12 protein-coding genes are annotated in these 13,628 nt (G+C 72.7%); 4 read left to right on the top strand and 8 right to left on the bottom strand.

The genetic code is table 11. From position 1 onward, the window contains the following. The first annotated feature begins 38 nt into the window (after positions 1-38). On the top strand, positions 39-854 hold the full coding sequence (locus ACIQI8_RS06380) for an SAM-dependent methyltransferase (protein ID WP_402345474.1): 816 nt from the start codon (positions 39-41) through the stop codon (positions 852-854). A 146-nt stretch (positions 855-1,000) separates the two neighbouring features. Then, positions 1,001-1,483, top strand: a complete 483-nt coding sequence (gene narJ, locus ACIQI8_RS06385; RefSeq protein ID WP_402345476.1) for a nitrate reductase molybdenum cofactor assembly chaperone — start codon at positions 1,001-1,003, stop codon at positions 1,481-1,483. A 4-nt stretch (positions 1,484-1,487) separates the two neighbouring features. Here the strand turns inward: narJ and dnaK are convergent, their stop codons facing one another. The 6 genes from dnaK to ACIQI8_RS06415 all read right to left on the bottom strand — a co-directional run bounded on the left by dnaK (position 1,488) and on the right by ACIQI8_RS06415 (position 9,600). Beyond that, on the bottom strand, positions 1,488-3,368 hold the full coding sequence (dnaK, locus tag ACIQI8_RS06390) for a molecular chaperone DnaK (protein ID WP_402345478.1): 1,881 nt from the start codon (positions 3,366-3,368) through the stop codon (positions 1,488-1,490). Positions 3,369-3,509: 141 nt separating this feature from the next. Beyond that, a complete protein-coding gene (locus ACIQI8_RS06395; protein WP_402345480.1) occupies positions 3,510-3,938 on the bottom strand; it encodes an OsmC family protein in 429 nt (142 codons plus the stop codon). A gap of 121 nt (positions 3,939-4,059) precedes the next feature. Next, positions 4,060-5,793: a hypothetical protein gene (locus tag ACIQI8_RS06400; protein WP_402346729.1), complete on the bottom strand. Its 1,734-nt coding sequence runs from the start codon at positions 5,791-5,793 to the stop codon at positions 4,060-4,062. Positions 5,794-5,855: 62 nt separating this feature from the next. After that, positions 5,856-6,917, bottom strand: a complete 1,062-nt coding sequence (locus ACIQI8_RS06405; RefSeq protein WP_402345482.1) for an ATP-binding protein — start codon at positions 6,915-6,917, stop codon at positions 5,856-5,858. A 120-nt stretch (positions 6,918-7,037) separates the two neighbouring features. Then, positions 7,038-9,056 (bottom strand): phage holin family protein, encoded by a 2,019-nt coding sequence (locus ACIQI8_RS06410; RefSeq protein WP_402346731.1) that lies wholly within the window; start codon positions 9,054-9,056, stop codon positions 7,038-7,040. A gap of 142 nt (positions 9,057-9,198) precedes the next feature. Then, complete coding sequence (locus tag ACIQI8_RS06415; protein ID WP_402345484.1) at positions 9,199-9,600, bottom strand: hypothetical protein; 402 nt, start codon at positions 9,598-9,600, stop codon at positions 9,199-9,201. A gap of 83 nt (positions 9,601-9,683) precedes the next feature. Here ACIQI8_RS06415 and ACIQI8_RS06420 point away from each other — a divergent pair, with 83 nt between their 5' ends. Next, complete coding sequence (locus ACIQI8_RS06420; protein ID WP_402345486.1) at positions 9,684-10,457, top strand: MBL fold metallo-hydrolase; 774 nt, start codon at positions 9,684-9,686, stop codon at positions 10,455-10,457. Continuing rightward, positions 10,454-11,080: a DedA family protein gene (locus tag ACIQI8_RS06425; RefSeq protein ID WP_402345488.1), complete on the top strand. Its 627-nt coding sequence runs from the start codon at positions 10,454-10,456 to the stop codon at positions 11,078-11,080. Before ACIQI8_RS06420 ends, ACIQI8_RS06425 begins: the two co-directional genes overlap by 4 nt. Positions 11,081-11,109: 29 nt before the next feature. On the opposite strand, the gene ACIQI8_RS06430 is transcribed toward ACIQI8_RS06425, so the two are convergent. Beyond that, positions 11,110-12,189, bottom strand: a complete 1,080-nt coding sequence (locus tag ACIQI8_RS06430) for an MBL fold metallo-hydrolase (RefSeq protein WP_402345490.1) — start codon at positions 12,187-12,189, stop codon at positions 11,110-11,112. After that, the gene (locus tag ACIQI8_RS06435) at positions 12,186-13,433 is read right to left on the bottom strand and encodes an aminotransferase class I/II-fold pyridoxal phosphate-dependent enzyme (protein ID WP_402346733.1); all 1,248 of its coding nucleotides are present in this window, start codon (positions 13,431-13,433) and stop codon (positions 12,186-12,188) included. Before ACIQI8_RS06435 ends, ACIQI8_RS06430 begins: the two co-directional genes overlap by 4 nt. Between the last annotated feature and the right edge of the window lie 195 nt (positions 13,434-13,628).

The following is a 13,628-nucleotide window of genomic DNA, read 5'->3' on the forward strand; positions in this document are numbered from 1 at the left end:
CGCACCGCACCTTTCCCACACCGAGGAGAAGACTCCGCATGACCGGATCCGACGGCGCACCCGTCCAGATAGACACCAGCCGGCCGCACCCGGCCCGGGTGTACGACTGGTGGCTGGGCGGCAAGGACAACTACCCGGTGGACGAGGAGCTGGCCCGCCGGATCCTCGCCGCGGACGGGACGGCGGTGCGCGGGGCGCGCGCCAACCGCCGCTTCATGCACCGGGCGACCCGTACCGTCGCCGAGGCCGGCATCCGCCAGTTCCTGGACATCGGCACGGGCATCCCCACCGAGCCCAACCTGCACCAGGTGGCGCAGGGCATCGCCCCGGACTCGAAGGTGGTGTACGCGGACAACGACCCGATCGTCCTGCGGCACGCGGAGGCGCTGCTGCACGGCTCGGCCGAGGGCAGCACGGAGTACGTGCACGCGGACGTCCGCGACCCGGACACGATCCTGCGGCTGGCCGGCGAGAGCCTCGACTTCACGCAGCCGATCGCGCTGTCGCTGGTCGCGCTCACCCACTACCTGGGCGAGGACCCCGCGGGCGACGACGTGTACGGGCTGATCAAGCGGTACGTCGACGTCCTCGTCCCGGGCAGCTACCTGGTGATGTCGCAGGTCACCCCGGACCTCAACCCGGAGGCCATCGCGCAGGCCGCCGACCACTTCCGGCGCAGCGGCACCCCCTTCTTCCCGCGCAACCTGGCCGAGTTCTCGCGGTTCTTCCACGGACTGGAGCTGCTCGGCCCCGGCGTCATCTCGGTCTACGGCTGGCGGCCGGACCCGGAGGACGTGGCGGCCCAGGCGGAGGGCATCGTGCCCCTGTACGGCGCGGTCGCCCGCAAGGCCTGAACCCGTACGGCTGCGGTGAACGGGTGCGCTCCCCCGCCCCGCCCTAGGTTCGACACACGGGCGAGCAAGGGAGCGCAGGTGACGGACACGGACTCGCGGAGAAACGAGTGGCTCTCTCGGCCCGGTCGACGAGGGAAGGAGACCTGATGCCCTCGGACGCCGTGCTGTACCAGGCGGCCGCGCTCTGCCTGACCTATCCCGACGAGGACTTCCGCGCCCGGCTTCCCCTGCTGCGCGAAGCCGCCCCGCAGCTAAGGGAGTTCGTCGACCACGCGGCCCTCACCCCGGCCCGGACGCTTGCCACGCACTACGTCCAGGTGTTCGACCTCGACGACCGGCACAGCCTGTATCTCCGTTCGTGGCACGACGGCGGTGCCCGGCGGAGCGGCATGACCCTGGACCACTTCAGGGAGCTGTACCGCACGCACGGGCTTGAGTTCGCCGACGAGGAACTGCCCGACTTCCTGCCCGCGGTCCTGGAGTTCACGGCCCGCACGGGCAACCTGGACCTGCTCACCGAGTACCGCGCCGCCCTGGACCGGCTCCGCACCCGGCTCACCGGCTTCGGCACCCCGTACGCGTCGGTCCTGGACGCCGTCTGCGCCACCCTCCCGACCGCGCACACGTAGGCGCCTAGGCCGCGCCGCCCTTCTGGTCCCGGTCCTCGTCGACGATCTCCGCGTCCACCACTCCCTCGTCGTCCTGCGGTGAGGTGTCCTGCTCGGTACCGGTACTGGCGCCGGAGTCGTCCGTCCCGGGCCGGTCGGCCTGGGCGTACATCGCCTGGCCCATCTGCTGGCTGACGGAGGCGAGTTTCTCCACGCCCGCGCGCAACGCGGCCGTGTCGGCGTCCTGTTCCAGCAGAGCCTTCAGCTCCGTGGCCGCGGCCTCGACCTCGGTCCGGGTCTCGGCCGGGACGCGCTCCTCGTTCTCGCGGACGAACTTCTCGGTCTGGTAGACGAGTTGCTCGGCCTGGTTGCGGGTCTCGGCGGCCTCCCGGCGCTTGCGGTCCTCGTCGGCGTACTGCTCGGCCTCCCGCATCATGCGGTCGATGTCGTTCTTCGGGAGCGCGGAGCCGCCGGTGACCGTCATCTTCTGCTCGCGGCCGGTCGCGAGGTCCTTGGCGGAGACGTGCATGATGCCGTTGGCGTCGATGTCGAACGCGACCTCGATCTGCGGCACCCCGCGCGGCGCGGGCGGCAGACCGGTGAGGTCGAAGACGCCCAACTTCTTGTTGTACGCGGCGATTTCGCGTTCGCCCTGGTAGACCTGGATGCCGACCGAGGGCTGGTTGTCGGCGGCGGTCGTGAAGATCTCCGAACGCCGGGTCGGGATCGTGGTGTTGCGCTCGATCAGCTTGGTCATGATGCCGCCCTTGGTCTCGATGCCGAGGGACAGCGGGGTGACGTCGAGCAGCAGGACGTCCTTGACGTCGCCGCGGATGACGCCCGCCTGGAGGGCCGCGCCGACGGCGACGACCTCGTCCGGGTTGACGCCCTTGTGCGGGTCCTTGCCGGTGAGTTCCTTGACCAGGTCGGTGACCGCGGGCATACGGGTCGAGCCGCCGACCAGGATGACGTGGTCGATCGCCGCCAGCGGCACGTTCGCGTCCTTGATCGCCTGGTGGAAGGGCGTCTTGCAGCGGTCGAGGAGATCGGCGGTCAGCTCCTGGAACTGCGCCCGGGTCATCTTCTCGTCGAGGTGCAGCGGCCCGGCCGCGGAGGCCGTGATGTAGGGCAGGTTGATGGTGGTCTCGGTCGAGCTCGACAGCTCGATCTTGGCCTTCTCGGCGCCCTCGCGCAGCCGTTGCAGGGCCATCTTGTCGGTGCCGAGGTCGATGCCCTGCTGCCCCTTGAACTTCTTGACCAGGTACTCGACGACCCGCTGATCCCAGTCGTCACCGCCCAAGTGGGTGTCGCCGTTGGTCGCCTTGACCTCGATGACACCGTCGCCGATCTCCAGCAACGACACGTCGAAGGTGCCGCCGCCGAGGTCGAAGACCAGCACGGTCTGCTCCTCGCCCCGGTCCAGACCGTAGGCGAGCGCGGCCGCCGTCGGCTCGTTGATGATCCGCAGCACCTTCAGGCCCGCGACCTCCCCGGCCTCCTTGGTCGCCTGCCGCTGCGAGTCGTCGAAGTACGCCGGCACGGTGATCACCGCGTCCGTGACGTCCTCACCGAGGTAGGCCTCGGCGTCCCGCTTCAGCTTCTGCAGCACCCGGGCTGACAACTCCTGCGCCCGGTAGCGGGTCCCGTCGATCGAACCCTCCGCGGGGAAACGCCACTCCGCGTCGCCCATGTACCGCTTCACCGAGCGCGCGGTGCGCTCCACGTTCGTCACGGCCTGCCGCTTGGCGACCTCGCCGACCAGCACTTCCCCGTTCTTGGCGAAGGCCACCACCGACGGTGTGGTCCTGGCTCCCTCCGCGTTGGCGACGACGGTGGGTTCGCCGCCCTCCAGGACGGCGACCACCGAGTTCGTGGTCCCCAGATCGATCCCGACCGCACGTGCCATTTCGGTCCCCTTCCGCCAGGGCACTTCCCCGACTACAGCACAAAACTTGAGTGCGCTGTTGTCAATGCCGCCTACCCGGAAACGACGATGCCGCGCCTCCGATCGGGAAACGCGGCACCGAAGAAGGGACCGACTACGGGGTCAGGCGAGCTTGGCCGACAGCGTGATGGTCGTGCCGGAGAGCGCCTGGCTGACCGGGCAGTTCTTCTTGGCGTCCTCGGCGGCGGCGACGAAGGTCTCGTCGTCGATGCCGGGGACCGTGCCCTCGACCGTGAGGTGGATGCCGGTGATGCCCTCACCCGGCTGGAAGTTCACGTCGGCCGAGGTGACGAGCTTGGTGGGCGGGGTGCCGGCGCCGTTGAGGGCGTGCGACAGCGCCATGGAGAAGCAGCTGGAGTGCGCGGCGGCGATCAGCTCTTCCGGGCTGGTCTTGCCGTTGGCGTCCTGGGAGCGCGAAGCCCACGTGACCGGCTGCGCCTCGATGGCACCGGAGGAGTCGAAGTTCACGACACCTTGGCCCTCGATCAGGTTGCCTTCCCAGACGGTGTGTGCGGAGCGCGTGGTTGCCACGATTGTTCCTTTCGGGTGGGGTCCCGTGCGGGACCCGTATCCGGGTGCCAGGGCACCATCCGATCACACCTTCGGCCGGTGCACCCACATGACCGGTAGGACGGTCGTCCACGCCGTGAGGTCAGCGCACCCGGAACACCGGCCCCCGCGCGCTGAACGGCAGTCGGGCGCCCTGCGGGATCAGGTACGCGTGCTCGCGTCGCACGCGCAGGACGTCGCACCAGCCGTCGGTGATGACCAGGATCGGGGCGCCGGGCGGGAAGTCGTCGGCGCGGTGCAGGAGGTCGATGCCGGGCTGGAGGACCGTACCGCCGCGGCCGTGCACCCGGACGCGGCCGGCGATCTCCGTCACCGGCACGAAACCGGCGTCGTGCGCGGCCGCGTCGCAGAAGACGACGCGGGCGGCCGGTACGTCACGGGCCTCGGCGTACGAGGCGATCGCGCCGAGTGCCTTGCCGAGCAGGACGCGGTCCATGGAGCCGGAGGTGTCGAGGACCACGCCGAAGGTGCAGCGGGCGATCTCCTCGGGCGGGAAGTACCGGCCCGCGCGCGGGATGTCGGGGGTGGAGGACTGACGGCGCGAGGGACGGGCGTAGGAGCGGACCGGTTCGGGTCGGGGCACGAACTCGTCGAACCAGCGGGCCAGTTGGGCGTCCCAGGGCAGTGGCGGGTGACTGAGGGCGCGGATCTCCTCGATCAGGCCGCCGGGCAGGTGGCCGCGCTCCTGCTGCTGGTGCAGGTCGAGGCCCTGGCACAGGCCCCGCCGGTAGAACTCGTCGAGGTCGACGTAGTCGCCGGGCGGGCCCAGCGGGGCGCCGAGCACGTCACCGACGCCCTTGCCGCGCAGGGTGGCCAGGCGGCGCATGCGGCGCAGGTCGCCGGCGATCCGGTCGTAGACCTCCTCGGCGGACAGGCCCCTCAACTCGCGGTCGTACAGCAGTCCTTCGGGCATCGTGCCGACCTGCATCTCGCTCAGCCAGCCGTTGACGACGTAGTCGCAGGCGATGTTGAAGAGATAGGGGTCGCGGGTGCCGCAGCGGTCGCCGTGGCGCAGGGCGGCGTGCAGCATCTCGTGGCCGAGGATGAACCGCCACTCCTCGTCGTCGAAGGTCCGCAGCGGGTTGACGTAGATCTCGCCGGCCTCGGTGTTGACGGCGGCCACCGCGATGCCGTGAGCACGGGCGAGTTCGGCGTCGGCGACCAGCTTGATGCCGGCCGCGATGCCGCCGAGCAGCGGGTAGGAGGAGACGAACCAGCTCAACGCCCGCTGCCAGGGCCGTAGTTCGGCGGTCTGTCCGGTCAGGGAGTCACGGCGGCCGCCCGCCATGTCCATCGCCGCGGACACGGTCCGGGTCAGCGCGGTGGCGAACGCCAGCTGCCAGTCCGGGGGTTGACCGAGCCAGCCGTGCCAGGGCAGGAGCAGCTGGTCGGGCTCGCCGCCCGCCGTACCGCAGTGCTCGTACGCGGCCGGGAGGCCGTCCCGCCGCCAGCGCGCGGCGACTTGCTCCTCGTCGCCGTCGGGGTAGGCGGTGGGCAGTTCCTCGGGGGTGCGGCCGATGGTGAAGCCGAGCAGGAAGCGGTTGACGATGACGCAGCGCGCGGCGAGGTCGAAGCGGTCCGGCTGGGTGCGCTCGCCCTTGACGGCCGGCACGTGTCCGAAGCCGAGGTGGAGCACGGCGTGCGCCACCGCCCAGGCCCAGTCGGCGGGTTCGGCGAGGCGCTGGGGGTGGGCGTGCAGGTCGCCGTCGGAGTCGACGCGCACCAGGCCGTCCCGGGGCGCGAGTCGGCAGTCCTCGTGCCGGCAGACGGTGAACTCCACTGCCGCGAGCGCCGGGTTGGCCCCGACAAGGCGCATCCCCTCGGCGAAGGCCTCGGCCGCGAGGTCCCGCTTCCTCTCGCCCTTGGTCCGGGCCCGGCTCACCGACGCGCCTCCACCAGGCGCGGCATGTCCCGGGCCGCCTCGACGAGGAACCACGAGGGCAGCACGGGGTTGCCGTCGGCGTCGGAGGCGATGACGGTCTGCGCGACCTCGACGGAGATCTCGGCGAGCTGCACGAGCAACGACTTGGCGCGGTACGCCGTCTGGCGGCCGGTGGCCGACATGTGGTCCTTGCTGACCGGGAGTTCCTTGACCAGGCGGCCGCGGAAGGACTCGGCGAGGTAGTAAAGCAGGTCGCGGTCCTGCATGCGGTGCGGCCAGCCGGCGTCGCCCTTGATGATGGCCTCGATGCCGTACTGGCTGCGCACGATCTTGACGTAGCCGCAGAAGGCGGTGGCGTGCGTGGGCGTCAGCGTGCCGTGCGCGAGCACCTTCAGGGTCTCCTCGTCGAGGTCGCGGCCGAAGGAGTGCAGCGCGTCGGAGAGCATGTGCCAGGAGCGGGGCGTGGAGAACGGCTCCTCGGTCTTCGGCGGCTTGGACCACAGGTGGTCGGGCCGGTCGGTGAGGTGGTCGAGGACCCAGGGGTGGATGCCGTTGTTCGCGGCCCAGATCAGCCAGTCCGTGGCGGAGGCCTCCAGGTGGACGTGGGCGAGCCGGTTGACCAGGGCGGAGGCGATGGGACGGGCGAGCGCGTTGTCGGTGGCGCGGTTGCCCGCGCCGATGACGATCGAGCCCCTCGGCAGCTCGTAGGTGCCGATGCGGCGGTCCAGGATCAGCGAGTAGAACGCCTTCTGCACGTCCGGCGAGGCCGCGTTCAGCTCGTCCAGGAACAGGCAGTACGGCTCGTCGCGGGCGATGGCCTCCGGCGGGCAGAACACCGAGCGCCCGTCCCGGATCTGCGGCACCCCGATCAGGTCCTCGGGCGCGAGCTGGGTGCCGAGCAGACTCACGCACTCAAGACCCAGCGACGCGGCGAACTCCCTTACCAGGGAGGACTTTCCGATGCCGGGCGCGCCCCAGAGGAAGACCGGCCGCACGGTGGCGAGGCCGAGCAGCAGTTCGGGTATCCGGGCGGGAGTGACGGTGACGGCTGCCTGCACGCAGTGGCTCCTGGGAAGGGTCGAGTGGCGCGCGGGACCCGCGACGTCCGATACGACCAGTGTGTGCGGGGAGCCGATGCGACGCAGCCGATTTTTCCGCCGCCCGTTCCACGCGAGCCGCTACGCCGCGCGGTCCTCCCGAGCGGGCAACGGCACCTGTGGCCCGTCCGTCTCCCGCAGCCAGCGCAGCAGCACCCGGTGCACCGACTCGGCCCCGACCAGTTCGCAGCCCTCCTGGACCGGCGGGGAGAACGCGACCGGGGAGAGCAGGAACGGCCTGCCCTGCGCCCCGCCGAGCCCCCCGTGCGACCCGATCTGCTCCTCGAACGCCAGGACTTCGCCGTCGGCCGGGTCGTGGGCGGAGTTGACCATGATGTCGGCGGTGTGCGGAAAGCCGTGCGTGCGCCGCACGGCGTCGGCCGCGCCGGCCCCGAACGCCCCCAACGGCCCCGGATCCCCGTCGAGTCGGTCCAACGGGATCTCAGCGCCGTATGCCCCGAGCACGACCCCGCCGTGCTCCTCGCTGCGCACCAGCAGGAAGCCGATGCCGGGGTGGTTGGCGAGGGTGGTCAGCAGGGCCGGGTGGCGGGCGTCGATCTCCTCCTTGCTCATCCGGTGCGGCACGTCCGGGAAGGAGATCAGGCCGAGGTTGCCCGAGGCCAGGACGATCGGCTCGGAGCGGCGGGAGGGCCGGTGCTGTTCGCCGCCCTCCTCGACCGGCCGCCGCAGCGCGGCCCGCACCGCGGCACGCGCCTCGGCCCCGCTGTGCGTGCGCTGCGCCTTGCGCGGCACGGGCAGCCCGCAGCCGGCCCGCACCAACTCCCCCAGGCCCAGGCCGTAGCGGGACCGGAAGGTCTCGCCGGGGCTCTGGCCGTGGTCGGACAGCAGCACGATCCGGTACGGCCGCGGGGCGTGCTCCGAGGCGTTCTGGATCAGCGCGAGGGAGCGGTCGAGGCGGGCGAGGACCTTCTCGGTGTCCCGGCTGCGCGGCCCGGAGTGGTGGGCCACCTCGTCGTACGCCACCAGGTCCGCGTAGACGGAGGTGCGCCCGGCGAACATGTCGCCCATCACCGCGGCGACCACGACGTCACGTTCGACGACGGTCGCGAAGGCACGGATGAAGGGGTAGAGGCCGCCGCGCTTGACGCGCGGGCGCTGCTTGCAGACGCGGGTGCGGGTGGACTGGCCGATCTCGCGGCCGACCTCGGCGACGAACGACATCGCGGTGCGCACGGCGTTGGCCGGGTCGGAGAAGTAGGCGAAATAGCCCGCCCTGGAGCGGTTCTCGCGCCCGCGCCTGCGGGTGGCGATGGACAGGACGAGGGCCTGTTCGTCGGCGCCGCCGCTGAACAGGTTGCCGCGGCTGGCGCCGTCGGCGCTGAGCAGGCCGCCGTCGCCGGTGCGCTCGACGGCCCGCCGCTGGAGTTCGGCGGCGCTGGTCGGCCGGTTGCAGACCATGACCTCGCGGGTGTCCTTCTCGTACCAGCGGAAGGCGGGCACGTCGAAGTTGCTGCCGTGCAGGATGCCGAGCTGGCTGGCGCCGGTCTGGCTGGACCAGTCGGTGCGCCACGGGGTGAGCCGGTGGCTGCCCTCCAGCCAGCCGGCGACGGTGGGCATCAGGCCCTTGCCGACGGCGGCGAGCAGCACGTCGTGTCCGACGCCGTCGAGTTGCAGGAAGACGGTGCCGGGGCTGGACGGGCCGGTCGGACCGGGGCCGCTGCGACGGTCGGCGAGGCGGTAGAGGCGGCGGCGGTAGGCGTCGTCGTCGCGCACGGCCAGCGCACCGCCGGTGGCGGAGGCGACGGCGGACATCACCGCGGCCACCACGACGGCGGTCTCCGGGGCCACCTCGCCCCGGCCCGACGGGTTGATCCGCAGCGCGATCAGCAGCAGGGACCCGTTGAGCACGAACACCAACAGGCCGAGAACCAGGGCGGGTACGAGCAGCAGCAGCCGTACGAGCAGCGGCCACACCAGCGCCGACAGCAGACCGAACGCGCCGGCGGCGAACGCCGCGGTGACCGCTATCCGGGTCGCGCTGTCGCCGCTCGGTGACTGGATCTGGAAGTCGGGCAGGATCCCGGCGAGCACGAGCATGGTGACCGTGGAGACGGCCCACACGGCGACGCTGCGCCCCATCTGACTGGCGATCCGCCGCCAACGCCCGCCACGCACGCCCTGCCACCTCACGTCCCGGCCCGACGCCGGAGCGGGCCCCTGTCTCCCTACCCTGTCATACGGCCCGGACCGACCGGTTTCCCGACAGCAGGCCTGTACCGGGTCAGCGGCCGTCGTATCCGGCCGTCGGCATCGACAGGCGGCGGTGCACCCGCGCCTTCATCTGCGCGTCGTAGGCGGGCTCCGCGGATCCCACGGTCTCCACCCGCACCCCGCGTCGCGCGCACTCCGCGGTGAACTCCTCGACGGACGACAGCGCGCTCTCCAGGACCCGTCGGCTGGGCGCCACGAACAGGTCGGACCCGGGGCGGACCCCGTCCCACAGCACGCAGTGGTCGGCCCGCAGTCCCCGGACCAGCAGCTCCCGGCTGACGCTGTAGCCCCGCTCGGCGGCCCAGCGGGCGCACATGGCGTGCTGGCTGCGGGAGTCCACGAGGAAGGGGTCGTCGTCCAGCTCTTCGAGCGGCGTCAGACTCGCGATCGCAGTGACCCGCACCGGTCCCATGGCGTCCCCCTCACCTCCGGGTTTCGCCGCCGACCCTACTCCAGCCCGTAGGCTTCGGGGAGTCGCGCGAAGGAGGCAAAGAAGTGCCGGTGGAGATCACCTGGTGGGGTCACGCCACCTGCACGGTCGCGGACTCGGGCGTACGTGTGCTCACCGATCCCCTGTTCGCACGCCGGCTCGCGCATCTGCGCCGCCGGCGCGGGGCGGTCCCGACGGCCGACGCGCGGCGTGCGGACCTGGTCCTGATCTCCCATCTGCACGCCGACCACCTGCATGTTCCCTCGCTGGAGCGGCTCGATCCGGGCACGCGCCTGCTGGTGCCCCGGGGCGCACCACGGGCGGTGCCGGGGCTGCGCCGGCTCACGCGGCTGTCGGTGACCGAGGTGGCGCCCGGGGACGTGATCCCGGTGGGCGATGTGGTGGTACGAGTGGTGCCGGCGCGGCACGACGGACGGCGGCTGCCGGTCGGCCCGCACCGCTCGCCCGCGCTCGGTTACGTCGTCGAGGGCCAGGCACGGACGTACTTCGCCGGGGACACCGGCCTGTTCGACTCGATGGCCGAGGAGGTCGGGCCCATCGACGTGGCACTGCTGCCGGTCGGCGGCTGGGGCCCGCATCTCGGCGAGGGGCATCTGGACGCGGGGCGGGCGGCCGAGGCGCTGGCCCGGCTCGCGCCGCGCAGTGCGGTGCCTGTGCACTACGGCACGTACTGGCCGATAGGGATGGACGCGGTTCGCCCGCATGAATTCCACGCCCCCGGCGAGGAGTTCGTGCGCATCGCGGCCGAGCGCGTGCCCGACGTGGCCGTGCATCTGCTCGGGCACGGGGAGAGCGTTCGTGTGGGGGTCGCCCGGTGATAGCCCTGGCCGCGGCCTCGACGACGACCGCGCCCGAGACAGCGCAGCAGGCGATCGGCTATCCGACGCTGTTCCTGCTGGTGCTGCTCGGGGCGCTGGTGCCGGTGGTCCCGACGGGGGCGCTGGTGAGTTCGGCGGCCGTGGTGGCCTTCCACGAGGAGGCGCCGCTCGCGATGGTGCTGGTCTTCGTGACGGCCTCGCTGGCCGCGTTCCTCGGGGACGCGACGCTGTACTGGCTGGGTAGGCGCGGCCTGCACTCGAAGAACGGGTCGCGCTGGCTGGAGGCGATCCGCTCCCGGGCGCCGGAGGACCGCCTCACCCAGGCACAGGAGAAACTGGCCGACCACGGGGTGGCGGTACTGATCCTGTCCCGCCTGGTCCCGGCGGGCCGCCTTCCGGTCATGCTGGCCTGTCTCCTGGCCCGCTGGCCGATGCGCCGCTTCGCCCGCGGCAACCTCCCGGCCTGTCTCGCCTGGGCCGTCACCTACCAGCTCATCGGCGTCCTGGGCGGCTCCCTCTTCAACGAGCCCTGGGAGGGCGTGGTCGCCGCGGTCGCCCTGACCGTGGTGATCAGCCTGGCGCCGAGCCTGTGGAAACGGGTGCGGAGGCCTCGGCCGGCTTAGAGCGCGCCGACGTTCGCTCAGGCCGGCGCTCACTCCCCCAGCACGCGCGACCCTCCCACCGGCAGGTCCCACAGGTCCTCTCGCGCGAGGCCCGCCTTCTCCCAGGCCGTGCGCACCCGGGTCAGGGGTTCCAGGACCGGTTCGGCGGAGAGGACGAAGGTGCCCCAGTGCATGGGCGCCATGCGGCGGGCGCCGAGGTCCTGGGTGGCGCGGACCGCCTCCTCCGGGTCGCAGTGGACGTCGCTGAGCCACCAGCGGGGGTCGTAGGCGCCGATGGGCAGCAGGGCGAGGTCGATGCCCGGGTAGCGGCGGCCGATGCGGTCGAACCAGTGGCCGTAGCCCGTGTCGCCGGCGAAGTACACGCGCTGTCCGTCGCGGGCGGTGAGCACCCAACCGCCCCACAGGGTGCGGCAGGTGTCGGTGAGGGAGCGCTTGGACCAGTGGTGGGCGGGGACGAAGTCGAAGCGGACGCCGTCGAGTTCGGCCGCCTCCCACCAGTCCAGTTCCGTCACGGCGGTGAATCTGCGGCGTCGGAACCAGCGCGCGAGTCCGGCCGGCACGAACACCGGGGTGTCGCGCGGGAGTCGGCGCAGGGTGGGGGCGTCCAGGTGGTCGTAGTGGTTGTGGCTGATGACGACCGCGTCGATGCGCGGCAGGGCGCTCCAGGCGACGCCCACCGGGGTGATACGCGCGGGCGTGCCGAGGATGCGGCGGGACCAGACCGGGTCGGTGAGCACGGTGAGGCCACCGATCCGGACGACCCAACTGGCGTGTCCCGCCCAGGAGACGGCGACCGTGCGGGCGTCGACGCGGGGCAGCGGGCCGGGTTCGAAGGGGAGCCGGGGAATGTCGGCGAGGCCCTCGCGCCCGGGGCGCACGGATCCCTCGCGGGCGAAACGGGCCGTGGCCTTGAGGCCGGGCAACGGGGCGGTCAGACGGTCGTGGAAGGTCCGCGGCCACACCCGCCGTTCACCCAGCGGACGGGGCTCGGCGAGGGGCGGGGAGGGCGGCGGCGGGGCCAGCGGGGACAACGGTGTCATCGGGAGCGGGGAGGGCATGGTCGTCTGCGGTGTCGTACTCGTGGTGGTCGACTCTGACTGCTGCGTCATCGAGGAGGCTCCCATCGCTGAGCGTCGTCGCGGAGATCGTTGAAGACCGACTTCAGTCGGATCAACGCGCGTTGCACGTGTGGCAGTTCCAACGGCGTGGGTGACGTGAGGCATTCCGCGCGTTCGCCGTCCGTACGGCCCAGCAGCGGGCCGGTGGACAACCGGACGCGCAGCGCGCCGAGTTCGTCGCCGAAGCGGTGACCGCCGGGCGCGGGCATGCCGAGCCGGGCGGCGAGGAAGTCCTCCAGCTCCTGGGCGTCGCCCACGCCGTGCGCGGTGAGCGCGGGGCGCAGCGGGTCCAGGTCGACGTACAGGTGGCGGCCCGCCTGCGGGGGACGGGACACCGCGCCGGCCGCGACGACCGCGTGGTGCGCGGCGGCGGCCACGCGCGCGTGAAGGCGTACGGCGGCGGCGAGGCGCGCGGTGACCGGCGCGGGTTCCGTCAGGGCGTACGCGGCCGGGGCGGCGATCGGGCCGGCGACGCGGGCGCCCATGGCGGTGAGCACGTCGAGCACGCGCGCGTGGAGGGCGGTTCCGTCCTCGCCGGCCGGGAAGCGGGCGATCGCGGCCGGCCAGCCCGCCGGCAGCAGGGCGCCGGCCAGGTCGGTGACGACGGTGACCCGGTCGGGCCGCATCTCGGCGGGGCTGAGCTGCACGGAGTCGTGCGGGGCGTGCACGGTGTCGCGCCAGGTCTCGTCGCTGACCACGTGCAGCCCCTCCTCGACGGCGGCCTCCACGCACGCGTGCAGCACGTCGGGAGGCGCGACGGTCGCGGTCGGGTCGTCGGCGACGGACAGCACCAGCAGTCGCGGATCCCCGCCCTCGTCCCGTACCCGGCGCACGGTTTCCAACAAGGCGTACGGATCCGGCACACCCCCGCACTCGGCCGGCGTCGCCACATGGAAGACGGGCCTGCCCAGCAGTCGTGCGTACGGTGCCCACCAGGCGGCGCACGGCCGGGGCACCAGGACGTCGCCGCCGAGCGCGGCGGTCAGCGCGAGCAGCAGGGCGGGGGCGCCGGGTCCGGCGGCCACGCCGGCGGGCTCGACGGGCAGTCCGCGGCGCTGCCAGTAGCCGCAGGCCGCCTCGCGCAGCGCGGTGCCGCCGCCGACCGGCTCCCCGTCGGCGGTGGTCGCCGCGGCGGCGAGTGCGGCGCCGAGTTCGGGCAGCACGGGCAGCCCGTCCTCGGGGAGGTGCGGCCCGTAGCGGACGGGGCCGTGGCCTTCCGGGGCCGTCCGCCGCATACGTACCTCCGCGCCGTGCCTGCTGCCGTGTCCGTCGCCCTCGGAGACCGTGGGGCGTGCGTACTCCCCCGACCGCGTCCCCATCCCCGTCCCCCTGTCCGGTGCGCCCGCGCCCGGTGAGCCGCCTCCGAGTCCCGGTCCCTCTCGCTGTCCCCGCCGCCATGCCCGGTGGTCACCGGTGCCTACGAGGCAGGT

Source organism: Streptomyces sp. NPDC092369 (assembly GCF_044755245.1).
Lineage (GTDB): Bacteria > Actinomycetota > Actinomycetes > Streptomycetales > Streptomycetaceae > Streptomyces.

Coding starts and splice junctions, on each gene's coding strand:
- ACIQI8_RS06380 (WP_402345474.1), top strand. CDS start 39: ATGACCGGATCCGACGGCGCACCCGTCCAGATAGACACCAGCCGGCCG.
- narJ (WP_402345476.1), top strand. CDS start 1,001: ATGCCCTCGGACGCCGTGCTGTACCAGGCGGCCGCGCTCTGCCTGACC.
- dnaK (WP_402345478.1), bottom strand. CDS start 3,368: ATGGCACGTGCGGTCGGGATCGATCTGGGGACCACGAACTCGGTGGTC.
- ACIQI8_RS06400 (WP_402346729.1), bottom strand. CDS start 5,793: ATGCGCCTTGTCGGGGCCAACCCGGCGCTCGCGGCAGTGGAGTTCACC.
- ACIQI8_RS06410 (WP_402346731.1), bottom strand. CDS start 9,056: ATGGGGCGCAGCGTCGCCGTGTGGGCCGTCTCCACGGTCACCATGCTC.
- ACIQI8_RS06415 (WP_402345484.1), bottom strand. CDS start 9,600: ATGGGACCGGTGCGGGTCACTGCGATCGCGAGTCTGACGCCGCTCGAA.
- ACIQI8_RS06430 (WP_402345490.1), bottom strand. CDS start 12,189: ATGACGCAGCAGTCAGAGTCGACCACCACGAGTACGACACCGCAGACG.
- ACIQI8_RS06435 (WP_402346733.1), bottom strand. CDS start 13,433: ATGCGGCGGACGGCCCCGGAAGGCCACGGCCCCGTCCGCTACGGGCCG.